At 70.8% G+C, this 21,627-nt stretch carries 19 protein-coding genes and 2 pseudogenes; 8 read left to right on the top strand and 13 right to left on the bottom strand.

What is annotated here, in order from left to right; all coding sequences use genetic code 11:
* Positions 1–16: 16 nt before the first annotated feature.
* A complete protein-coding gene (locus FM051_RS22985) occupies positions 17–1,192 on the bottom strand; it encodes a hypothetical protein (protein WP_158846637.1) in 1,176 nt (391 codons plus the stop codon).
* On the bottom strand, positions 1,189–1,866 hold the full coding sequence (locus FM051_RS22980; RefSeq protein WP_158846635.1) for a hypothetical protein: 678 nt from the start codon (positions 1,864–1,866) through the stop codon (positions 1,189–1,191). The genes FM051_RS22985 and FM051_RS22980 overlap by 4 nt, the downstream gene beginning before the upstream one ends.
* A gap of 171 nt (positions 1,867–2,037) precedes the next feature.
* Here FM051_RS22980 and FM051_RS22975 point away from each other — a divergent pair, with 171 nt between their 5' ends.
* Positions 2,038–2,991, top strand: a complete 954-nt coding sequence (locus FM051_RS22975) for a hypothetical protein (protein ID WP_158846633.1) — start codon at positions 2,038–2,040, stop codon at positions 2,989–2,991.
* A 239-nt stretch (positions 2,992–3,230) separates the two neighbouring features.
* Here FM051_RS22975 and FM051_RS22970 read toward each other — a convergent pair whose 3' ends face one another.
* Entirely contained in the window at positions 3,231–4,457 is a 1,227-nt protein-coding gene (locus FM051_RS22970) for a helix-turn-helix domain-containing protein (protein WP_158846631.1), read from the bottom strand.
* Positions 4,458–4,597: 140 nt separating this feature from the next.
* Between FM051_RS22970 and FM051_RS22965 the strand changes: the two genes are divergently transcribed.
* Positions 4,598–4,837, top strand: coding sequence for a hypothetical protein (locus FM051_RS22965; protein WP_158846629.1), 240 nt, complete (start codon positions 4,598–4,600; stop codon positions 4,835–4,837).
* A 69-nt stretch (positions 4,838–4,906) separates the two neighbouring features.
* Positions 4,907–6,337 (top strand): TIR domain-containing protein, encoded by a 1,431-nt coding sequence (locus FM051_RS22960; protein ID WP_158846627.1) that lies wholly within the window; start codon positions 4,907–4,909, stop codon positions 6,335–6,337.
* On the opposite strand, the gene FM051_RS22955 is transcribed toward FM051_RS22960, so the two are convergent.
* On the bottom strand, positions 6,307–7,386 hold the full coding sequence (locus FM051_RS22955; protein WP_238412582.1) for a DUF418 domain-containing protein: 1,080 nt from the start codon (positions 7,384–7,386) through the stop codon (positions 6,307–6,309). The genes FM051_RS22960 and FM051_RS22955 overlap by 31 nt on opposite strands.
* A 164-nt stretch (positions 7,387–7,550) precedes the next feature.
* Between FM051_RS22955 and FM051_RS22950 the strand changes: the two genes are divergently transcribed.
* Complete coding sequence (locus tag FM051_RS22950; protein WP_158846623.1) at positions 7,551–8,156, top strand: TetR/AcrR family transcriptional regulator; 606 nt, start codon at positions 7,551–7,553, stop codon at positions 8,154–8,156.
* Positions 8,157–8,189: 33 nt separating this feature from the next.
* On the opposite strand, the gene FM051_RS22945 is transcribed toward FM051_RS22950, so the two are convergent.
* From FM051_RS22945 to FM051_RS22930, 4 genes are all read right to left on the bottom strand, one after another.
* Complete coding sequence (locus FM051_RS22945; RefSeq protein WP_158846621.1) at positions 8,190–9,356, bottom strand: DUF1700 domain-containing protein; 1,167 nt, start codon at positions 9,354–9,356, stop codon at positions 8,190–8,192.
* On the bottom strand, positions 9,353–9,676 hold the full coding sequence (locus FM051_RS22940; RefSeq protein WP_077008353.1) for a PadR family transcriptional regulator: 324 nt from the start codon (positions 9,674–9,676) through the stop codon (positions 9,353–9,355). The genes FM051_RS22945 and FM051_RS22940 overlap by 4 nt, the downstream gene beginning before the upstream one ends.
* Positions 9,677–9,817: 141 nt before the next feature.
* On the bottom strand, positions 9,818–9,958 hold the full coding sequence (locus FM051_RS22935; protein ID WP_158846619.1) for a hypothetical protein: 141 nt from the start codon (positions 9,956–9,958) through the stop codon (positions 9,818–9,820).
* A 43-nt stretch (positions 9,959–10,001) separates the two neighbouring features.
* On the bottom strand, positions 10,002–12,041 hold the full coding sequence (locus FM051_RS22930; protein WP_238412581.1) for a beta-galactosidase: 2,040 nt from the start codon (positions 12,039–12,041) through the stop codon (positions 10,002–10,004).
* Between the two features lie 168 nt (positions 12,042–12,209).
* Here FM051_RS22930 and FM051_RS22925 point away from each other — a divergent pair, with 168 nt between their 5' ends.
* The 4 genes from FM051_RS22925 to FM051_RS22910 are packed head-to-tail and all read left to right on the top strand — an operon-like array spanning position 12,210 to position 16,360.
* Positions 12,210–13,496, top strand: a complete 1,287-nt coding sequence (locus FM051_RS22925) for an extracellular solute-binding protein (RefSeq protein ID WP_158846617.1) — start codon at positions 12,210–12,212, stop codon at positions 13,494–13,496.
* An 11-nt stretch (positions 13,497–13,507) separates the two neighbouring features.
* Positions 13,508–14,437, top strand: a complete 930-nt coding sequence (locus FM051_RS22920; protein ID WP_238412580.1) for a carbohydrate ABC transporter permease — start codon at positions 13,508–13,510, stop codon at positions 14,435–14,437.
* The gene (locus tag FM051_RS22915; protein ID WP_158846615.1) at positions 14,434–15,333 is read left to right on the top strand and encodes an ABC transporter permease subunit; all 900 of its coding nucleotides are present in this window, start codon (positions 14,434–14,436) and stop codon (positions 15,331–15,333) included. The genes FM051_RS22920 and FM051_RS22915 overlap by 4 nt, the downstream gene beginning before the upstream one ends.
* 7 nt (positions 15,334–15,340) lie before the next feature.
* Complete coding sequence (locus tag FM051_RS22910; RefSeq protein WP_158846613.1) at positions 15,341–16,360, top strand: LacI family DNA-binding transcriptional regulator; 1,020 nt, start codon at positions 15,341–15,343, stop codon at positions 16,358–16,360.
* 69 nt (positions 16,361–16,429) lie between these two features.
* On the opposite strand, the gene FM051_RS22905 is transcribed toward FM051_RS22910, so the two are convergent.
* The 5 genes and pseudogenes from FM051_RS22905 to FM051_RS53240 form a co-directional block, all read right to left on the bottom strand.
* The gene (locus FM051_RS22905) at positions 16,430–16,993 is read right to left on the bottom strand and encodes an HD domain-containing protein (RefSeq protein WP_274383673.1); all 564 of its coding nucleotides are present in this window, start codon (positions 16,991–16,993) and stop codon (positions 16,430–16,432) included.
* A gap of 138 nt (positions 16,994–17,131) precedes the next feature.
* Positions 17,132–18,379: a hypothetical protein gene (locus FM051_RS22900; RefSeq protein ID WP_158846611.1), complete on the bottom strand. Its 1,248-nt coding sequence runs from the start codon at positions 18,377–18,379 to the stop codon at positions 17,132–17,134.
* A 228-nt stretch (positions 18,380–18,607) separates the two neighbouring features.
* A complete protein-coding gene (locus FM051_RS50695) occupies positions 18,608–20,080 on the bottom strand; it encodes a hypothetical protein (protein ID WP_202918973.1) in 1,473 nt (490 codons plus the stop codon).
* A gap of 32 nt (positions 20,081–20,112) precedes the next feature.
* Positions 20,113–20,652: pseudogene (locus FM051_RS22890) on the bottom strand (LuxR C-terminal-related transcriptional regulator); the annotation flags it as partial.
* 319 nt (positions 20,653–20,971) lie between these two features.
* Positions 20,972–21,508, bottom strand: a pseudogene (locus FM051_RS53240) (alpha/beta fold hydrolase); the annotation flags it as partial.
* Positions 21,509–21,627 lie beyond the last annotated feature (119 nt).

Below are 21,627 nucleotides of genomic sequence, written 5' to 3'. Positions count from 1 at the left end.
GGAGCCTGGTCGCGGCTCAGTTGAGCGAGTGGGGGTGGTACGGGTAGGGGCGCCGGTCCGGGAGCAGGAGCGCGTCGGTGAACGCGGGGTCGTTGAACCTCGCCGAGAAGAGCTGCCGCGCGTGCAGCTTCAGCTCCTCGCCCAGCGCCAGCCGGGACTGCACGGCGGCGTCCAGGATCGCCCTGGCCGCCTCCCGCGCCCGCACCTGCTCGTGCCAGGCAGCCGTCGCCTTGGCGTGCGCGCGGGCCGATCGCCCGGCCCGCTTCGACGCCCGGTCGTACCGGCGGACCGCGACGCTGAACCCGCTGTGCGCCCGGTTGTGCCACAGGTAGGCGCCCAGGCAGGCGGCGACACCACTCGCGATGTACAGGGCGAGGAACGTGCCCGCGTTCACCAGGGCCGCCTGCGTGTCGGCGGTTTGCGCCGGGGCGTCGAAGTCCAGCGACACCCGTCCGGTGGCGCGTTGCGGCGCGACCACGCGTGCCCAGGCCGCGAGGATCCCGACCACCGCCCACGTGGTCAGGCACGTCGCCGCCCCGACCCAGCGGACCCACGTGAGCCCGGCTTTGCGGTCGCGCAGCAGCACGCCCGCGGTGTGCGCGAGGTAGAGCACGACTGCGGTCAGGCCGATCACCAGCAGCACCGCGACCCCGGTGGACTGACCGCGCAGCAGGAGCTCCACCACCTGCACGAACGCGCCGATGTCCGCCGCCGCGCCCAACGTCAGCGCCACCAGGTGCAGGTAGAACGACCGGGGCCGGCCGGCCAGCAGGGTCGGGTTGTCGAAGCCGCTCGCCGTGATGTCGCTCGTCCGGCCGTCACCGCCCAGCCAGCGCGCCGCGGTGTCGCGCGCGGTGGCCGCTTCGGCGAGCGAACGCGCGTCGCGTTCTTTCTCCCGGTCCAGTTCGGCCAGCCGCGCGTTCGCCGCGCCGATCGGCTTCTCCACCGCGACCGAGTACTGCGCGTGCTCGGCCCGCACCGCGCTGATCCACTGGTCGGTCCAGGTGTTCACGGTGTTGTCGAGCGGGTGCCCGCTCGCCTCGTCCACCGCTTCCTGCAGGGTCCGCGCACGTCGCTCGATCTCGGCCCGCGCCGCGTCCGCGTCCACTTCGGACGGTCGGAACACGAGCGGTGTCACGTTGAGCTTCGCCTTGAGCCGCCACCACGTCGTCGTCACTCGGGTCGTTGTCACTCGGGTCGTCCTCCCACTCCGGCCGGCTCGGGTTCGCGCGGTGTCACCCGGGCGTTCAGCTGCGCGCCGTCGGGGTGCCGCCGCACGACGTGCTGCCAGTAGGCGGCGATCCGGCGGCAGCCGTGCGCGTGCAGCCGGGCCACCCGCAGTCGGGCGACCTCGACCGCCCGGTCGATCTCGCGGTCCAGCGAGGCGACCAGGTGCGCCGTGTCACCGACCTGCCGCCGCACCTCGAACAGCCCCCGCGCCGCGCTGTCCCGGACGACGAGGCTCTCCGCCAGCCGCCGGTTGCGGGCCAGGTGCGCGGGGTGCCGGTCGTCCGCCAGTCGGCGCAGGTCCAGGTCCGGTTCCTTGTCCGCCTCGGCCGACCACGCCTCCGCGCGCAGCAGCCGGTCGTGCAGCGCGTCCAACGGCGCCGCGGCCGTGCCCCGCAGGTCGGTCAGCTCGGCGACGACCTGCTCGTGGACGATCAGCTCGGCGGCCATGGCGTCCTCGGTGAGCTTGCGCAGCGCGCGCAACCACGGCGTGTCGCCGTCGCCGTCGACGGCGGGCAGCCCCGCGCGTCCGTCGCGGCGTCCCTGCGCCCGGTCTTCCCACCGGTGGCGCAGCGCGTAGCGGATCGGTTCGGCCGGTGGGCGCGTCCACTCGCGCAGCCGGTCCCGGGAGGTGCGCATGGGCAAGCCGTCCTCGTTCTTCGCTCGCCGGAAGGTGACGATGTGCTCATCTGAATCGTCACCGACGGCGGATGGGCGTTCCAGGTAAGATCGCTGTCCTGTCCGAAGCTGGTTTGTCACTTTCCAGACCAGCTGGAATGGATCGTTCCGGCACGGGAGGAGACCGCCGCTGTGACGGATGTCCAGGACGTCGTCGTCACCGCGTTGGCGGCCTTGCACAAGCGCAATGGAGTGCTGTCGGCCGACCTCGACGAAAGGGTGCGACCGGAGTTCAGCGCGTTGTTCGCGATGCCCGCCGATCGCGGTGAGGTTTTGCGAGAAAAGCTCGTGGAATACCTCGAGCGGTTGCTGGCCGGGCTGACCGACGAACAGGAGCAGGTGGCCAGGGGCACGCTCAACCTCCGGCCGGATCCCGTTCCCGGTTCGCTCACCGACCGGATGGACGTGCTCGCCGGGGAATTGCACGTGGACCGGCGCACGGTGCGCCGCCGGATGAACGACGCGTACCGGAACATGGCGCTGCGGGCGCAACGGGGCGACGCGGCGCTCACCGGCGACGGGTACGGCGGCAAGGGCTGGTACGTCGACGTGTTCGACGTCGTGCTGCGGCTGGACCGCCCGACACCCGAGGCGATCGAGCGGCGCACCGTCGTGGTGACCGCGCCGACCCTGGACCGGATCACCACGTCCGTCGACGTGCCCCGGCACCCCGAAACCGGGCAGGAACAGCCCGGTCTGGAGACGGAACTGGTGTTCGGCGGCACGTTGGCGGGCCAGGCGCGCGGGTCGACGACCAACTTCAGCCTCGACATCGCCCTGCCGCGCCGGCTGGCCAGGGGCGACCGGCACACCTACGAGCTGATCTCGCGGATACCGCCCGGTCAGGCGATGACGCCGCGGTACGTGTGCGTGCCCTACCGGACTTGTCGGTACTTCGTGCTCCGGGTGCGGTTCGACCCGGACAGGTTGCCCAAAGCGGTGTGGAAGCACGATGGCGTCCCCCATAGCGCGGTGCACGACGGTCGGCCGAGTGGAAAGCTGCTCGAACTCGACGGCGCGCACGAAGTCGCCGTCGAATTCCGCGATCTGCTGAACGGGTGCGCTTACGGCGTGCAGTGGTGTTGACCGGGGTGTCGACCGGGGGGCGAATGACGCGACCGCGGCGGAGCGACCGCGCCATTCACCCGGTCGTGGTCAGACGAACAGCAGCGTGAGCAGGCAGACGAGCAGGTGCGGTTCCATGGCTGTTCTCCTCCTGGAGCGGGCTTTTCTGGTCGTCCACCGGTGGTGGATCCAGAATCGGCCGTCCGGAAAGGAGGCGGAAGTGGTTTCCCGTCGGCGACGGGTCGGGAAACGTGAAACCCCTACATCGGATCGCCGTCGTGCAGCGCCGCGGTGATCTCCAGGTGCAGTTCCCGCGCCGGCGGGTGGCCGTGCCTGCGCTGCACCGCCCAGGACAGCCGTTGGAGCTGGCTGCGCACGGTCGCGGAGCCGAGCGGCCGGGCGTCGTCCAGTGCCCGCATCGCCGTGGCGTACATCCGGTCGAGTTCGCCCGCCGCCTCGTGCGCGAGGGCCAGCCGGACGCCGTGCAGGGCGCGTGCCCGGCGCGCCTCGGGCGCGGTGCGGGACAACGCGAGTTCCAACAGGTCGGCGGCCTCCGCCGGGCGACCGAGGTCGTAGAGGCACCAGCCCGCGACCACACCGCCCAGGTCGGCGATCGTCGACGAACCGATGACGGGGCCGCCCGGACCGGAGTCGGACGACTCGGCCAGCGCCAGGTCGGCGTCGTCCAACGCGGTGCGGGACAACGAGTACTCGCCGCGCTGCGCGTAGCCCTGCGCGAGCCGGTGCAGGGCCAGGCCGCGGATGCGCGGGTCCGCGTGGGGATCGGCCAACGCGCGCTGCGCCAGCTCGATCGTGCTGATCGCGTCACCCGCGTACATCGCCAGCTCGGCGCGGCGCACCAGGGCGTACGAGGCGAGGCCCGGGTCGCCCGCGTCCACCGCGAGTGCGGCGAACTGCATGGTCCGGCGCGTCGCCTCGTCCCTCAGGCCTGCTTCCTGCGCCATCCACCCGAGGTACTCGACGTAACGCGCCGCGAGCAGACCCAGCCGACGCCGCGCCTCGGGCTGCCGCGCGGCGAGCAGCACCGCCCGCAGCGACTGCAGTTGCGCGGTGAGCGTCGGGATGACCAGCCGGGGCTCGACCCGCTTGCCCATCTCGCGGATGGTGTCGAACTGCACGCGCAGCAGCACCTCGGTCGCGTCGTCCTCCGCGACCGCTTCGGCCGCTGCCCGGTTCACCCGCAGGTCCGGCACGTCCAGGTTCAGGGGGAAGGGATCGGCCTCGGGCGCGCCGCCCGGTGAGTCGTGCGCCGAGTCGTGCGGGACCAGCCTGCTCAACGCGCCGTCGGCGGCCAGCACGGCGTCCGCGAGGCGGGCGAACTGGGTCGTCGGTCGGGTGGCGCCGGTCTCGATCTTGCTGATGTGGCCCTTGCTGTAGTTCAGCTCGGCGGACAGAGCCTTGAGCGACTTCCCCGCGGCGACGCGCCGCCTCCGCAGCTCGACGCCGAACACCTCGCGCTGGTCCATGGTCCACCTTCTCACCCGCTCGCACCGTGATCCACCGTTTCCTGTTTCCAGTCGCGGTGGGAACCGGTAACCCCTGTCGTCGACGTGTCCCCGGTGGTGACAGTTGAGTCGTAGCAGCTCATCGAACCGAGGAGGAAGTCATGCGCTCCAACCTGTGCACGTGGGGGTACGCCCTGCTCCAGCTGGTGGCGGTCGTCGTGGTGGTCCTGCACGTCCGGGAGGACGGGCTGGTGGGTGCGGCGTTGGCGATCGCGCTCACCGGCACGCTGTTCGGCGCGTGGGCCGAGCTGCGCAACCCCGGCGACCGGCGGCAGGCCGAGGTGTGGCCGGTCGAGCAGACCGAGGATAACGCCGTGCCGGCCGCCGCCGCCCGTAGGTGACACGGTCCTGTCCTGTCTTGGCACGTGCCGATTCGGGACAATGGATCACCACGACCGAAGGCGAAGGACATGCCGCGCAGAGGGATCTTCCTCAACTACCGCCAGAACGACGCCTCCGGCAACCGGCTGCCGCACGCGCTGGTCGTGGAGGCCATCGCGGAACAGCTCCGCCGTCACTTCGGGCGCGACGCGGTGTTCGTGGACACGGGGTTGCGCATCGGTGCGCACTACCCCGCCGAGCTGCGTGCCAAGCTGGAAGGCAGCGAGGTGCTGATCGCCGTCATTCACGACACCTGGTTGCGTGATCTGGAGGGCCGGCGCGGCCGGCCCGACAAGGACTGGGTGCACGACGAGATCGCCTGGGCGCTCAAGTCACGGATCACGGTGATGCCACTGCTGGTGGACGACGCGACGCTGCCCGCCAAGGACCAACTGCCGGATCTGATCGGCGACGTGGTGTTCCCGCAGGCGCACCGGATCAGGTTCGGCCACTGGGAACGGGACGTGCGGCTGCTGATCCAGGCGCTGGAGAACCACGTCGCGCCGGTGGAGGTGCTCGAACACGAGGTGCCGCGCGTGCCGCAGCCGCGTTCGTGGGTGGAGGTGGTGGCGGCGTTCGTGCTCGGTGTGCTCATCCCGGTGCTGCCGATCGTCCTGCTGGCCGACACCGCCGAGCAACGGCGGGACTGGTTGGGCGGGGTGAGCCTGATCGGGTTGGTCGTGTTGTTCTGTGCGGTCGTCTTGACGGGCGTGGCGTACCGCATCCGCCAACAGCTCGACGCCGTTGAGGCGGAAGCGGCGACGATGGCGGGCGACAAGCGCAACGTGATCGTCGGGGTGACCGTCATTAGTTTCACGTTCGCGTTGCTGGTCATCAACAACGACCTCGACTACTTCGTTCTGCTGCTGGTACTGGTTTGCATCTCCGTGGGCGGCATCATGTTCGGCCAGAAGTGGGTGCTGCGGCTGCGCAAGGCCAACGACTGGCCGAAGCCCGTGCTCGACGTCCACCCGGCGGACCTGCGTCAGGCGGTCCACCGGGTGGACGAGTACATCACCGAGCACCAGCCGTTGCTGAACCGCCTGCAACGGGACCAGGCGCTGTTCGCGCTGGACCAGATCGACGACACCGCCGCGCGGTTGGCGGAACTCCGCGCGCGCGGCCGTTGGGCCTGGCAACGGACGGAGAGGTTGTCCTTCTGGGTACGCTTCGTGCTGCTGGGTGTCACCACCGGTGGAGTGGTCGGCGCGCTGGTGGCGCACTGGGCCGCCAGCGGCACGGGTGTCCTGGTGCCGCTGATCGCGGTGGCCGGGGTGGCGTCGGCGGTTGGCTGCACGTGGGGCGTGGTCGAGTTCGGGTACCGGCAGCAGTACTGGCGCAAGGGAATCGTCCTGGACGCGGTGGCCGCGGCGGTGAAGGACCTGCGGGACCGGCTGGCCGAGTCCAGCATTCCCCCGGCCGGGGACGACTACGAACGTACCGAGGTGGCTCGGCCGTAGGTCAGGCGGCGCAGCAACCACTCGGCGGGGCCGTTCTTGTCATTGCGCCGCAAGGCTTCCGCGAGCACGACGGTGGCGAGCCACGTGACCACCGCGATCCCGGACGCCGCCGCCGTGCCCAGTCGGGTGCCGAGCCCGCCCGCGTACGGCACGAACACGGCCACGAACACGACCGACTGCAACAGGTAGCAGGTCAGTGAGCGCTGCCCGCACGCGGCGAGGGCGGTGATGATCCGGTTGGGTGCGGCGACATGGGCTGCCACCGCGCCGACGAGCGCCGCGTACCCGAGTCCGCCCGCGAGACCGGTGAGGCCGTGCAACACGTAGGCCGGCACGGTCAGCGCCGCCGGTGCGCCGGTCAAGACCTGCGTGTCGAGCAGTGCCAGCGGGAGGCCGCCGACCACCGCCAGACCGATGCCGATGACGGCGGCCGTGCGCAGGGCGGTGACGTGCCGGTGCGGTTCCTCCAGCAGACGACGCCGTGCCGCCCACACCCCGAGCAGGAACGGGACCAGCAGTTCGACCAGCAGCATCGGCGTCAGCACGCCCCACAGCACCAACCGCTCGCCGACCCCCGACAGCGGGTCGGCCGCCGCCATCGCGTCGACCGGACCGCCGTGCGTGGCGATCTGCATCCCGGTGAACGTGATCACCGCACCGTGGACGACGAGCCACAGGCCCGCGAACACCAGCAGCGCCCGGTCACTCAACCGGAGCACGCCGACCAGCAGCAGCCCGGCCAGCCCGTACGCGCCGAGGATGTCACCGAAGAACAGCAGCAGGGCGTGGCCGAACCCGAAGGCCAGCAACCACCGGCTCCGCCGGCGCAGCAGCCGACGCGTGCGCGGCCAGTCGCCCGCCTGCTTGGACGCGATCTGCACGAACCCGTAGCCGAACAGCGCCGCGAACATCGGCATCGCCCGTCCGTCGACCAGCGCCACCTGCACTCCCGCGACGACCCGGTCGAGCGTGCCGCCGTCGACGGCGTACCCGCGGAAACCGGTGCGGTGCCCGGACAGGTACATGTGCGCGTGTGCGAGAGCGATCATCAACAACATCGCGCCACGAGCCAGGTCCGGCGCCAGTGACCGCCCGCGCGCCAGTGGGCGGCCGAGCGTGGCGGAAGATGTGGACACGAAACCCCCAGTTAGATACGGATCCGTAGCTTATGAGCCCATAAGCTACAGCACCGTTTCTTAAGTCGGAAGGTGTCATGGCGGAGGAGACGAGTCCCAGGGGCCCGGAGAGGCGGCGGGGTGACGCGCTGCTGCGCGCGATCCACGAGGCCGCGCTCGCCGAACTCGCCGAGGTGGGCCTCGGGCAGCTCAGCATGGAAGGCATCGCCCGCCGTGCGGCGACCGCCAAGACCGTCCTCTACCGACGCTGGTCCACGCCGCACGAGCTGCTGGTCGACGCCCTGCACCAGGCTCACCCGGTGGAGGTGCCCACGCCGTCGGCGGACGATCTCCGGACCGATCTCGTCGCGGCGCTGAAACTGCTCACCGACTGGATGGGCACCCCGGCGGCCGGTGCCGTGCTGGCCGTCATGACCGAGCGCCACCGCTACCCGGAACTGGCGGAAGCCCTCTACAGCCGTGTCTTCGACCCTCGCGGCGGCACGTTCACCAGCACCGTCCTGCGGCACTACGCGAACGCGGGCACCCTGGACCCGCGAAGGCTGACGCCGATCGTGACCCAGATCGGCGAGGCCCTGGTCTTCAAACTGACCCTCGACCTCAACCGCCTCCCGACGGACGAGGAGCTGGTCGCCATCGTCGACGAAGCCCTGCTCCCCGCCCTCGGGTTCCCACTCGGGTGATGACCGGTCGGAAGCGTCGTGGTGCCCGCGCGGTCAGCTGGTGGGCGTGACCGTCGTGGGCTGAGGCGCCTGGGTGGTCGCCGGCGGAGTCGTCAGCGGAGTCGACGTTGCCGGAGACGTTGCCGGCGGAGTCTGCGGTGCGGTGGTCGTCTGCGGTGCGGTGGTCGTCGAGGGCGCGGCGCTCGGCAGGACGATCGCGAACGGCGGGACGCCGGGGACTTCGCGGCAGCCGTTCTCGTCGTGCACGACCCGGGGGCGGGGGTAGCGGTTGTCGTCGCCGTGCGAACGTCCGTCGCAGCCGTACCACGGGGTGTCGAGCGGTCGGCCGTTCTCGTCGTAGAGGTGGACGTCGGTCAGCGGCTTGCCGTCCTTGTCGAACACGTAGATGTTGCCCGGCGTCGGGGGCTGCGGGTTGTACGAGGCCTGAACAGGGGAGGGGCCGTCGAACCGCGACGCCAGTGAGCCGAGGATGAGCAGCAGCACGCCGAGGGCGAAACCGGTCGCGGGCAGGCTGATCCACAGCCACCGCCGGTCGGTCCGCGCCTTCGGGCCGGCCACCAGCGACAGGGCGCCGAGCGCCAGGGCCAGCAGCGCGGTGAGCCCCCCTCCTCGGTACGACATCATGGCCACCGACCCGATGAGCAGCGCTCGACCCACCCACCACACCGGCTGGAACGTGCGCAGGGACGCGAGTACCCGTTGCGTATCGCCCTGCTCAAGGCGCTTGAGCCCGTCCTTGAGGGCGACGGTCTCCGGCAGCCTCGCGATCTCGGGCGGGAGCGCGCTCTGCCGGAACACCAACACGGTGGCCGCGGCCGCGCAGAGGCCGATGAGCAGCAGCAGTTCCTCGCCGTCGCCTCCGCTCAAGCCGAAGCCGAAGCCGATGGCGGTGCAGGCGACGAGGCTCCACAAGGCGAACCGGGCCAGGACCACCGGCCGGGAACCCGTTGGCACGTCGACAGCGGCAGGGGAGGGGTAGCCGGCCGCGGCACGCAGTTCCCGCGCGTACGCGTGCGGCGTGCCCAGTCGGTCGGTCAGCGCGGCGAGGGAGAACTCCTCGCCCATCTCCTCGGCGACCTCGACCACGTGCGCCCCGGCGTCGTCCATGATCTCGCCCACCTCGGCGGCGGGCAGGTCGGACAAGGCCTCGCGCATCCGGTCCAGGTAGTGCTGCACCTCGGCGTTCGTCTGCGTGCTCATGCACCCTCCCCCAACAGATCGTCGAGCGCCTGCGCGAACGACTTCCAGGTCTTGCCCGATTCGAGCAGGCGCGTGCGGCCCGGCTCGTTGAGGCTGTAGTACTTGCGGTGCGGGCCCTCTTCGCTGGGCACTACGTACGACGTGAGCAGACCGGCGTTGTACAGCCGGCGCAGGGTGCCGTAGACCGACGCGTCGCCGACGCCGTCCAGGCCGCCTTGGCGCAGTCTGCGCAGCACGTCGTAGCCGTACCCGTCCTCCTTGCGCAGCACGGCAAGGACGGCGAGGTCCAGCACCCCCTTGAGCAGTTGACTGGTGTCCATGGAGCTCTCCCCGGTGGTGTGCGGTGGATGCTACTACGGAATGCGCAGTACCGTGCACCGGGTTGTAGTGTCAGTTGGCGGCGGGCGGGGAGCGATGACGGACGTGGCCGGGTGCGGGAGGGGTGCACCCGGCCACGTCGGTCAGCGGTTGAAGGTCCAGCCGGAGGTCCCGCTTTCGAAGCCGCCGTTGGTGATGGTGGTCGCGGCCGAGGCCGCCGGTGCACCGACAGCCGCGACGGCGAACACCGCCACGGCCGCGAGCGGCTTTTTGCCACGGGTCAATTCGTCCTCCTCGTTGAGAACGTGCAGGGTTGGTCGAACCCGCTCAGGACCTGAGCACGGCCGTGCCGCCCGCCGGCACGCACAGCTCGGACTCGCAGCGCCGTCCGGTGAGCAGCTCGGTGCCGGACGCGGCGAGCCGCACCTCGGCGTCGGTGTGGTTGAGCACGAACAGGTAGTCGGCGTCGACACCGCGGCGGCGGACCACTTCCACGTCGCGCGGCAGGTCGTCGCGGACCTCCACGCCCGCCTGCGGGTAGACCTCGCGCAGCACGTGGTCGAGCGCCGCGCCGCGCAGCCGGGTCGAGACGTACCAGGCGCTGCCCGCGCCGAGCCGGTGCCGCGTGACGGCGGGGCCGCCCGCCGCCGGGCCGTCGAGGTAGTCCAGGACGCGTTCCGCGCCGGCCAGCCGGATGTGCTCGGCCCACACGTCACCGCGCAGCCCGCCGTCCAGCGAGACCCCCTCGCCCTGGCGCAGCGGCAGGAACTCCTCGACCTCCAGGCCGAGCACGTCGCGCAGCGCGCCGGGGTGCCCGCCGGGGTGCATGGCGTCGTTGGCGTCGACGATGCCCGAGAAGTACGAGACGACGAGCGTGCCGCCACCGGCCACGTAGTCGTGCAGCACCTTCGCCGCCGCGGTCGTCGTCAGGTACAGCGAAGGCACCACGACGAGCCGGTAGCCGCTCAGATCCGCTTCCGGCGCAACGAAATCGACGGTCAGCTTGGCGTCCCACAGCTGTTCGTAGAACGCGCCGACGCGTTCCCGGTACTCGAGGTCGACGGACGGCCGCCAGGCCAGTTCCAGCGCCCACCAGGATTCCCAGTCCCACAGCACCGCGACGTCGGCCTGCACCAGGCTGCCGCGCACCTCGTGCAGCGCGCCGAGGTCGGTGCCGAGTTGCACGACCTCCTGCCACATCCGGCTGCGCGTGCCGGAGTGCGGCAGCATCGCGGAGTGGAACTTCTCCGCGCCGAACCGGGAGGCACGCCACTGGAAGAACATCACCGCGTCCGCACCGCGCGCCACGTGGGTCAGGCTGTTGCGGCCCATCTCGCCCGGCCGCTTGGCGATGTTGCGCGGCTGCCAGTTCACCGCGCCGGTGGAGTGCTCCATGAGCATCCACGGCTGACCGCCCGCCACCGCGCGGGTCAGGTCCGCGGACATGGCCAGGTCGATGTGGTTCCGGTCGGCCTCGGCGGTCAGGTAGTGGTCGTTGGCCACCACGTCGACCTCGCGGCCCCAGCGCCAGTAGTCGATCGACTTGCAGTTGGTGGTCATGAAGTTGGTGGTGACGGGCACCGTCGAGTGGCCGCGCAGGATGTCGCGCTCGGCCGTGTAGCAGGCCAGCAGCTCGTCCGAGCAGAACCGGGCGAAGTCCAGCTCGTGCGCCGGGTTGCCGACGGTGCCGGACACGCGCGGCGGCTCGATCTCGGTCCACTCGCCGTAGCGCTGGCCCCAGAAGCTGGTGCCCCAGGCCTCGTTGAGCGCGTCGAGGGAACCGTGGCGGGCCCGCAGCCAGCGCCGGAACGCGGTGGCCGACTCGGGGCAGTAGCACGCGCCGACCGGCGCGCCGTACTCGTTGTGCACGTGCCACAGCGCCACGGCCGGGTGGTCGCCGTACCGCGCGCCGAGCTGCCGGGTGATGTTCGCGGCGGCCTGGCGGTAGGCGGGCGCGCTCGGGCAGAAAGTAGCGCGTGACCCGCGTTCCAGTTCGATTCCGTCACGCGTGACCGGCCGGATCTCGGGGTGCGCGCGGTAGAGCCACGCGGGCGGCACCACGGTCGGCGTGGCCAGGTTGACCGAGATCCCGGCACCGTGCAGCAGGTCGAGCAGCCGGTCCAGCCAGCCGAACTCGAACTCGCCGGGACGCGGCTCCAGCACCGCCCACGCGTGGATCGCGACGCTGAGCAGGTTGACGCCGGCCTGCCGCATCAGCTCGACGTCCTCGACCCACACCTCCTCCGGCCACTGCTCGGGGTTGTAGTCCCCGCCGTAGACGAGTCCGTCCACGCCTACCGGCATCCGCGGTGAGAAGGGGTCCTCCACGGCCTGCCCATCGGCCTGGCGAGGCACCACAAACGTCATGAACACTCCCGCTGCTGTGAACGTGCACGGTCTGATCGAAGATTACGGTGCAGATAAGACGGCATGTCAAGTAGTTGACAGGCGCGACATGGGGCCAACTACTGTGCACGTTCACAGCGCGGTTCTCGCTGGCAGTGGCGTCAGCGACGCGGAACCCCCGGAGACCCCATGCGACTCGACATCGCGAAGAAGGCCGCGGCACTCGGCCTCGGCCTCGCCCTGCTCGCCGGCTGCGGCGGTGGCGCCGAAGAGGCCACCGACGGCCCGGTCGAACTGTCCTTCTGGGCCTGGGCGCCCAACATCGACAAGGTCGTCGACAAGTGGAACGCGAGCCACCCCGACACCAAGGTCGTGGTGAGCAAGCAGGCCCAGGGCGACGACCTGGTGACCAAGCTCCTGACCAGCGCCAAGGGCGGCAACCCGCCCGACCTCGCGCAGGTCGAGTACCAGGCGCTGCCGACCCTGGTCAGCAACGACGTGCTCGCCGACATCTCGGAGGGCGCGGCGGCGGCCAAGGACAAGTTCGCGCCGGGCATCTGGGACCAGGTGACGCTGGGCGGCAGCGGTGTCTACGCGGTGCCGCAGGACTCGGGCCCGATGATGTTCTACTACCGCGCCGACCTGTTCGAGCAGTACGGCCTGAAGGTGCCGACGACCTGGGACGAGTACGCTCAGACCGCCCGTGACCTGCGGGCCAAGGCGTCGGACAAGTTCCTCGGCACGTTCTCGTCCAACGACCCCGGCTGGTTCGCCGGTCTCGTCCAGCAGGCCGGCGGGTCGTGGTGGTCGGTCGAGGGCGACACCTGGAAGGTCTCCGTCGACGACGCCGCCACCAAGAAGGTCGCGCAGTACTGGAGCGGCCTGGTCGCCGAGGGTGCGATCGACAAGGCCCCGATGTACACGCCGGAGTGGAACAAGGCGCTCAACGACGGCACCCAGATCGGGTGGCTCAGCGCGGTGTGGGCGCCGGGCGTGCTCAAGGGCAACGCGGAGAGCACGCTGGGCAAGTGGGCGATGGCCCCGATGCCGCAGTGGGACACCTCCGCGCCGCGCACCGGCAACTGGGGCGGTTCCACCACCGCCGTGACGGCGGGTTCGAAGAAGCAGAAGGCGGCGACCGAGTTCGCGGTCTGGCTCAACACCGATCCCGCGGCCGTCGAGGCCCTGGTGACGGAGAGCGGGATCTACCCGGCCGCCACCTCGGCCCAGGAGGCGCAGTCCCAGCCGCCGGCCTTCTTCCCGAACCAGCCGGACTTCTACACCCAGGCCGCGAAGATCGCCGCGACGTCGTCCGGCTTCACCTGGGGCCCGAACGTCAACGTCACCTACACCGCGTACAAGAACGCCATGGGTGAGGCGATCAGCGGCGGCACGGACCTGGTCCCCGCGCTGACGAAGATGCAGACCGCGACCGTGGACGACATGAAGGCCAACGGCTTCACCGTCGGCGGCTGAGGAGAACACCCGTGACATCGATTCGCATGTCCGGGCGGGGTGGTGCGGCGCCGAAATTGGCGCCGTACGCCTTCGTCGCCCCGGCGGTGGTGTTGTTCCTGCTGGTGTTCGCGCTGCCGATCGGCTACACCGTCTACCTGAGCCTGTTCCGCACCGAGGTCAAGGGGCTCGGGCTGGGCAAGGGCAGCCGGACCGAGGTGTTCGTCGGCCTGGACAACTACTGGCGCGCGCTCACCGACTCCGAACTCGGCGCGGGCGCGTTGCGGGTGCTCGGTTACGGCGCGATCCTGGTGCCGACGATGCTGGGGCTGGCGCTGGTGTTCGCGCTGCTGCTGGACGAGGAGCGGGTCCGCGCCCGCGGGTTCAGCCGGATCGCGATCTTCCTGCCGTACTCGATCCCGGTCGTCATCGCGTCGCTGCTGTGGGGGTTCCTGTACCTGCCGGGGACGAGCCCGTTCAACCAGTTGCTGCGCGAGCTGTCGTTGCCGGAGGTGGACGTGCTGTCGCCCACCGGGATCTACTTCGCGCTGGCCAACATCGCGGTGTGGGGCGGGGTCGGCTACAACATGATGGTCCTGTACACGGCGTTGCGGTCGATCCCGCGTGACCTCTACGAGGCCGCCCGGATCGACGGCTGCACGCCGTTGCAGGTCGCGATGCGGATCAAGATCCCGTTGTTGGCGCCGGCGCTGGTGCTGACGTCGTTGTTCTCGATCATCGCGACGCTCCAGGTGTTCGCTGAGCCGATCGCGCTGGCCCCGTTGACCAATTCGCTCTCGCTCACCTGGACGCCGTTGATGAAGGTCTACCAGGACGCGTTCGGCCGCGGTGACATCTACTCCGCCGCCGCGACGTCGGTGTTGATCGCTTTCGTGATGTTCGTGATCTCGTTCGGCCTGCTGCGGCTCACCCGCTCGCGGGCGTTCGGGGGTGAGCGGTGAGCGCCGTGCTGGTCCAGGACCGTGCCGTGACGCCGACGCCCAGGCCGCCGCGCGTGCGTTCGATCGTGTCCGCGTTGGGCGCGCTGCCGACGTTCGTGCTGCTGCTGGGCGCGGTGTACTGCCTGTTCCCGGTGGCGTGGGTGCTGGTGGCGGCGACGAAGAGCAGCGGCGAGTTGTTCTCCACCTCGACTTTGTCGCTAGGCTCGTCCCTGGTGGCGAACCTCGGCGAGTTGGCCACGTACCGGGACGGCGTGTTCTGGCAGTGGATGGCGAACTCCGCGCTGTACGCGGGCGTGGGCGCCCTGCTGTCCGCCGTGGTGTCCGGCGTCACCGGGTACGCGCTGGCGAAGTACGCGTTCCGGGGTCGGGCGCTGATCTTCAACGCGTTGATCGCGGGTGTGCTGGTGCCCGCCGTGGTGCTGGCGATCCCGCAGTACCTGCTGTTGTCGAAGGTCGGCCTGACCGACACCTACCTGTCGGTGCTGCTGCCGAGCGTGATCAGCCCGTACGGGATCTACCTGGCCCGCATCTACGCCGCCGCGTCGGTGCCCGAGGACGTGGTCGAGGCGGCCCGCACCGATGGCGCGAGCGAACTGCGCATCCTGACCTCGATCGCGCTGCCGATGATGGTTCCCGGGCTGGTCACGGTGTTCCTGTTCCAGTTCGTGTCGATCTGGAACAACTTCATGCTGCCCTACATCATGTTGGGCGACGACAAGCTGTTCCCGGTCACCATGGGCCTGTACACGATGCTCAAACAGGGCAACACCACGCCCGCGCTCTACACGCTCGTCGTCACCGGCGCGCTCGTGTCGGTGCTGCCCTTGATCGCTCTGTTCCTGACTTTGCAGCGATACTGGCGCATCGACTTGCTCTCCGGAGCGGTGAAAGCATGAGGGAGTCATGAGCGTCGATCGCAGCAGGGCACGGCACCGGCCGACCATCCACGACGTGGCGGCGGCGGCCGGCGTGTCGCGGGGCACGGTGTCGCGCGCGCTGAACGGCGGGCGCAACGTCAGCCCGGCCGCGTTGGAGGCGGTTCTGAAGGCCGTCCGGACCACCGGGTACGTGGCGAACTCGGCGGCGCGCAGCCTGGTCACGCAGCGCGCCAACTCGGTGGCGTTCGTGCTCGCCGAACCGCAGTCGCGGCTGTTCGAGGACCCGAACTTCAGCATCCTGCTGCAGGGCTGCACCCAGGAACTCGCGGAACTCGACGTGCCCGTGCTGCTCATGACGGCCGGCACCGAAGTGGAGCGCAAGCGCGCCAGCCGGTTCATCGCCGCAGGCCACGTGGACGGCGTGCTGCTGGTGTCCTCGCACACCGGCAACCCGCTGATCCACGACCTGCACGACCTGGGCATCCCGGTGGTCGCGTGCGGCAAGCCGATAGGGCACGAGGGTCGGGTCGCCTACGCGGCGGCCGACGACCGTTCCGGCGCGCGGTTGATGGTGGAGCACCTGCGGTCGCGCGGTAGGCGGCGGATCGCCACCATCACCGGCCCGATCGACACCCCCGGTGGCGTGGAACGGCTCGCCGGGTACCGGGACGTGCTGGGCGACGAGGCCACGCCGGACCTGATCGCCCACGGCGACTACAGCCGTGTGAGCGGTGAGGCGGCGATGGTCGAGCTGTTGCGCCGCGCGCCGGACCTGGACGCGGTGTTCGTCGCGTCGGACCTCATGGCGGCGGGGGCGCTCAACGCCCTGCACGACGCCGGCCGGCGGGTGCCCGAGGACGTGGCGGTGGGCGGTTTCGACGACTCCAGCATCGCCACCTCGACCAGGCCCGCGCTGACCACGGTGCGGCACCCGTTCCAGCGGATCACCCGCGAGATGGTCCGGCTGCTGCTGGAGCAGATCCAGGGCGAGCCGCCGGCGGCGTCGATCCTGCCGACGGAACTGGTCGTGCGCGCCTCGACGTGAGGTCGGGTCGGTGGCTCCGGGGCGGTTTCGCGTCCCGGTGATCACGATGTCGCCGGCCGGGTGCTGCCCCTACCGGTCACGCCAGGCCAGCGGCGAGACGGTCGCCGCGGCCTCGGCGATCCGGCGGGCGGTCTCGGTCTTGAGGCTCTTGCGGGCCGAGTCGATCCACCCGTCGACCCGCCGCACGCCGGTGTCGCGGTACTCGACGGCCTGGAGCAGCATCTCCAGCTTGTCGGCGTCGCTCGCGCAGCGGGCCTCGGTCGACTCCTTGGCCTCGTACTCCTCCACGGCGTCGCGGACCACCTGGCGCGACTTCGCGGGGAGTTCGGCGGTCTGGTCGGCGGTGATCGCACGCGGGTCCGGCTTGGTGATGTACCCGCTGATGGTGTGCGGCAGGTCGCCGGTGCGGGTCTCCTGCGTGTCGTGCCACAGGGCGAGGAACGATGCGCGGGCCGGGTCGCCACCTTCCTCGGCCGCGATCAGCGCGGCGAGCTGGGCGACCCGCATGGTGTGCTCGGCCACGGACTCCGGGTCGCGCACACCCACGTGCCACCACCCGGCGCGCCGCATCCGCTTGAGCACGCCCAGCTCGTAACCGAAGGCGGCGAGGGCCGCGGCGTCGTCTGATGACACGTGTTCTCCCTAGTGGCCGCCGGATGCGAAGGGCGTAGCGGGACCGGCGGCCTGGCGCCGGCCGGTCCCATTACGGTAGCGAACCATCCACGCAGCGTAACCGTGGTCAGCCATTCCGGGAGCAGTCCGAGGAAGCGGTTACCGCGTTGCTTTGGCTTCCAGCGCGCTGCGACGGGCGGTGACGTCGTCGGGGTCGTCGCCGTAGACCAGCAGTTGCAGGGTGCTCAACATGACGGGGTTGTCGGTGCGGGTGGTGTCGTGGCCCGAGGTGATCAGGACTCCGCCGGCGGCCAACGCCGGGCGGACGTGGTCCAGGAGTTCGGCCAGTGGCGCGGCGACGGTCAGTTTCACCGACTCGGCGTGGCCGTCGAGGGCGTCGGGCCGGACCGACTGGAGCGCCAGCAACGGGATCGAGCCGCTGGTGATCCGGAAGTTCAGGTCGAGCATGACCAGCTGCCCGTCCCTCGTCTCGGCGCAGTCCAGGCTGCACAGACCGCGGTAGCCGACGTCGGCCGCACGCTGGGTGATCGCCAGGCACTCCGCGAGCAGGTCCGCCGGCGGCGGGCTGACCAGCCCGAACAGCCCGCCGACGTAGACACCGGTGGCGTCGACGCGCTGTTCGGTGACGGCGAGCAGCCGGGCCACCGCGTCCGGCCCGACGTAGAGCTGGATGCCCCAGTTGCGCGCGATGTGCAGGTACTCCTCGACCACGAACTCGCCCAGCACATCGGTGAACGCCGGGAACTCGACCTGCTCGCCCGCCCGGTGCAGGTACACGTCGAGGCTGCCGCCGTGCGCGTCGTTCGTGGCGGCTTTGAGCACCCAGGACTTCTCGGCCGGCGCCGCCTCGGCGAGGTCGCCGCGCTGCACGACACTGCGCCGCGCGTGGAACCGGGGGTCGACGAACGTGCTGATGCTGGCCTTGTTGTTCAGGTAGCCGACCAGCTGCGCGGTCTTGACCACGCGTTCGTCCGGGCACAGCGAGGTCGGCTGCGGGTACTCCATCGAGATCAGCAGGCCGTCGGCCATCGCCTCGGTGACGCGCGCCGCGAACTCGGCCTCACCGCGGAACTCGCGCAGGTCGTCGCCCACCGGCAGGCCACCGTCGCGCAACTGGTCGAGCAGGGCCGGGTCCGTGCCGCCGGCACTGCAGATCACCGGGGTGTCCCCGGCGACGGCGATGGGTCTGGCGGAGAGCGCGTCGACGGTGTTGCGGTGCCGGTTCGCCGCGGCACCCGACGCCGGCCGTGCGCAGACGGCGATACCGGGGCCGTACACGTCGGTGAGCGCGCGAGGCGCGCCGACGGACGGCGACAGCGGGGTGGAGATGCTGATGACGTGCTCCCGTGGGGGGTGAGTCGGGACGGCCTCGCACGCCGCCCGCACGGGTGGTGTGGACGGTGCGCGCCGCGTTGTGCGGATGAGGCCGGAGAACGGTGAAGCGTGCCGTGAGAGGCGGCGTCCACTGTGGGCCCGGTCGATGCTCGGGAGCCGGATTCGCGAACCGTGGGCGAACGAGCCCGGATGCGGGCCGTATGACCTCAGAATGGCACGTCTTCACCATCTCACCCAAATGCCGGCTGTGGTGTGGGACGCCGGGGGTCCGGGGGCTGGTCAGGGGCGGGCGAGCGGGGGGATCGGGCCGAAGGTCAGGCAGAGGCGGAGGGGGTGTTCGCCCCACGCGTTCATCGCGTACATGGTGAGCAGGCCGCCCGCTTCGATCGACTCCCGGGTGGCCGGGCCGTTCAGCGACGCCATGCCGTTCCACATCGGGGCGTCGGCGGGCGGGGCGGGTGCGGTCTGGACGATCGAGACCTGGCGGCCCTCGTGCTCCTGCACCGCCATCAGCACGTACGGCTCGGTGAGGTCGGCGTCGTGGGTGCCCGGTTCCACCACTACGCACTCGCCTCGCTGGGCGGCGGCGACGCTGACCCGGCCGACCCAGCGGAACGCTTCGAGCAGCGTGTCCGTGGTCAGCGCCTCGTGGGCTTCCCGGCCGGTCACCCGGGTCAGCTCGGCCACGCCGCTGGCGATGCCGCCGTCCTCGGAGCGGTAGCGGTTGAGGAGCATGATCGTGGACGACGCCTCGTCCAGGGCGACCAGGTCGCGGAACCGGTGGTCGTTCAGCGGTGCGCGGGCGAGTGCGCCCAGGGCGAGCTTGTCCAGCACCGCTCCCGGCTCGGTCATCCGCCAGAACGTGCACTCGTCGTTGATCCACAGCGGCAGGTAGCCGCCGATCGGGAGGCCGGGGACGACCGTCGTCAGGGTCGACCCGACTGCCGGGCCGGGTGGGACCGCGGACGGTTCCGGTGCCGCGTGTGCGGCTTGGGGTGCGGGCGGTTCGGGTGCGGCGTGCGCGGCTTGAGGTGCGGACGGTTCCGGTGCGGCGTGCGCGGCGTGTTCCGGTGCGGCGTGCGCGGGAAAGCCCTGGGGCGGGGTCGGTGCACCCGCTGAGTCCTGGGCCGGTGCGTCGGCGGAGTCAGGGGAGGGGGCCTGGCCTGCGGGGTGGAAGGGCGGGAGGGCGGCGAAGCGCGGGTCGACGCGCGCCGTGCGGACGGTGTGGTGCGCCCACGCCCTAACCCTGGACAGCGGGTGGTCGGCGAACTGCGCGTCGAACCTCGGGTCGTCACCGGCGTGGAATGGCAGGCGTCCTTCCAGTTCCGGCGCGTACGGGTGCGGCATGACCCAGTTGTCGAAACCGATCTCGGGCAGGAGCACGGCCTCACGGACACCGGTCGTGCCGCGCTCGACCGCCTGGAGCTTCAGCACGGCGCTGCTGTTCGCCCGCGGCACGGTGAAGGAACCGAGGAACGCCTGGCCCGTCGGCTGGTTCGGGATGGGCACCTTCACCACCTGGAACAGCGCGGGCACGTCGCCGAGCCGCACGAGGTGCGCCTCGATCAGGCAGCCGATCTCGCCGATGGTGACGGCCAGGTCGTGTCGGAGCTTCGGCATGTCGTCCAACGAGGCGGGCAGGTCGGGCACCAGGTCGAAGTAGTTGAGGCTGACCTGGTCGCCGTTGCCGGGGTTGAACCACGTCGTCTGGTCGTGCTGCTGGAAGCCGGTCGTGTCGAATGCGATAGGCACCCGTCGACCCTATGCGTGCGGCACGTCCGAGGTCACTGGTTCAGGTAGGCCAGTACCGCCCGGACCCGCCGGTGGGTGTTGTCCGCGGGCGGCAGGTCCAGTTTGGTCAGGATGTTGCTGATGTGCTTCTCCACCGACGGCGGTGCGAGCACGAGTTCGGCGCAAATGGCCGAATTGGACAGTCCTTGCGCCACCAGCCCGAGGACTTCCCGCTCGCGCGCGGTGAGGGCGGTGATCCGCTGGTCACGGGTGTTGCGGGCGAACAGCTGGCGGATCACTTCCGGGTCCATCGCGGTGCCGCCGGCGGCCACGCGTTCGAGGGCGTCCAGGAACTCGTCGAGCGCGGTCACGCGGTCCTTGAGCAGGTAGCCGATGGCGCCGTTGCCGTCGGCCAGGAGTTCGGTGGCGTACGTGCGTTCCACGTACTGGGACAGGATCAGGATCGGCGCCTTCGGGTCCTGCTCGCGCACCGACAGCGCGGCCCGCAGGCCCTCGTCCCGGAAACCCGGCGGCAACCGCACGTCCACAATGGACACGTCGGGGCGGTGTCCGAGCACGGCCCGCTCCAGGTCGGGGCGTGACCTCGCGCAGCCGGGACTCCCACGACTTCAGCACCTGGTAGTCGGAGGTGTACGGGAAGTCGGCGCACATCATGATCCGGGAGAGGTCGGGGTCCCGGCCGCCGACCGGCTGCTCGGCGAACAGCGTGGCGTCACCCGCGTGCGCCTCGGCGATGGACCGGGCCAGGTGCGGCCACTGCCGCTCGGCCCCCGGGTGCGTGCGCGACAGGATCCGGGACGCGTTGACGGTGGTGCCCTGGCCGGGTGCGGGGATCGGCTCACGAGTGGCCCGTGCGAGCAACTCGTCCCAGACGGCGAGGACGTCGCGACCGTGCAGGGCGCAGGTCGACTCACCGGCACACCACTCGGCGAACCGGCCCAGGTTGCGCTCCGCGGTCTCCGCGCGCGGGAGGAGCCAGTCGACCCAGGAGCGGTTGGTGTGGTCCATCACGCTGTCCAGGTACATCCGGCCGATCCGGTGGGGGAAGAACTCGGCGTAGGCCTGGCCGAAGACGGTGCCGTAGGAGTTGCCGTAGTAGTTCAGCCTCGCCTCGCCCAGCGCGGCCCGGATGGCGTCCATGTCGCGGGCGGCCTGCCAGGAGTCGAGCCTGCCCGTCAGCGGTCCGGCCGCCCGGGAGCAGTCGATCCCGAACTGGTGGTTCACCGTGCGGTACTTCTCGTAGGCGACCGGGCCGGGGGAGGCCCACTCGACGTTCTCGGGGATCGGAGCCTGGTGCGGGCACTCGATGCCGGTGCTGGCCTCGAACCCGCGCGGGTCGGAGAAGACGACGTCGAACCACTGGGTCAGGTCGGCGAACGAGTCCTTGACGTGCCGCGCCACCGAGATCTGCTGACCGGGTCCACCCATGTTGACCAGCAGCACGCCCTGTTTCGCGGCCTGGTCCCGGGCGGGCAGCTTCGCGAGGCCGAGTTCGATGCGCACACCGTCCGGGTCGGCCCAATCCGCCGGCACCGTGATGTCACCGC

The organism is Saccharothrix deserti (genome assembly GCF_009769385.1).
GTDB lineage: Bacteria > Actinomycetota > Actinomycetes > Mycobacteriales > Pseudonocardiaceae > Actinosynnema > Actinosynnema deserti.
Note: the sequence above shows the minus strand (reverse complement) of the source record. Positions and strands in the feature narration are given on the sequence as shown.

Bases quoted from the DNA above. Each gene is read 5' to 3' on its own strand.
- FM051_RS22980 (WP_158846635.1), bottom strand. From the start codon at position 1,866: ATGCGCACCTCCCGGGACCGGCTGCGCGAGTGGACGCGCCCACCGGCC.
- FM051_RS22970 (WP_158846631.1), bottom strand. From the start codon at position 4,457: ATGGACCAGCGCGAGGTGTTCGGCGTCGAGCTGCGGAGGCGGCGCGTC.
- FM051_RS22965 (WP_158846629.1), top strand. From the start codon at position 4,598: ATGCGCTCCAACCTGTGCACGTGGGGGTACGCCCTGCTCCAGCTGGTG.
- FM051_RS22960 (WP_158846627.1), top strand. From the start codon at position 4,907: ATGCCGCGCAGAGGGATCTTCCTCAACTACCGCCAGAACGACGCCTCC.
- FM051_RS22955 (WP_238412582.1), bottom strand. From the start codon at position 7,386: ATGATCGCTCTCGCACACGCGCACATGTACCTGTCCGGGCACCGCACC.
- FM051_RS22950 (WP_158846623.1), top strand. From the start codon at position 7,551: ATGGCGGAGGAGACGAGTCCCAGGGGCCCGGAGAGGCGGCGGGGTGAC.
- FM051_RS22945 (WP_158846621.1), bottom strand. From the start codon at position 9,356: ATGAGCACGCAGACGAACGCCGAGGTGCAGCACTACCTGGACCGGATG.
- FM051_RS22940 (WP_077008353.1), bottom strand. From the start codon at position 9,676: ATGGACACCAGTCAACTGCTCAAGGGGGTGCTGGACCTCGCCGTCCTT.
- FM051_RS22930 (WP_238412581.1), bottom strand. From the start codon at position 12,041: ATGACGTTTGTGGTGCCTCGCCAGGCCGATGGGCAGGCCGTGGAGGAC.
- FM051_RS22925 (WP_158846617.1), top strand. From the start codon at position 12,210: ATGCGACTCGACATCGCGAAGAAGGCCGCGGCACTCGGCCTCGGCCTC.
- FM051_RS22910 (WP_158846613.1), top strand. From the start codon at position 15,341: ATGAGCGTCGATCGCAGCAGGGCACGGCACCGGCCGACCATCCACGAC.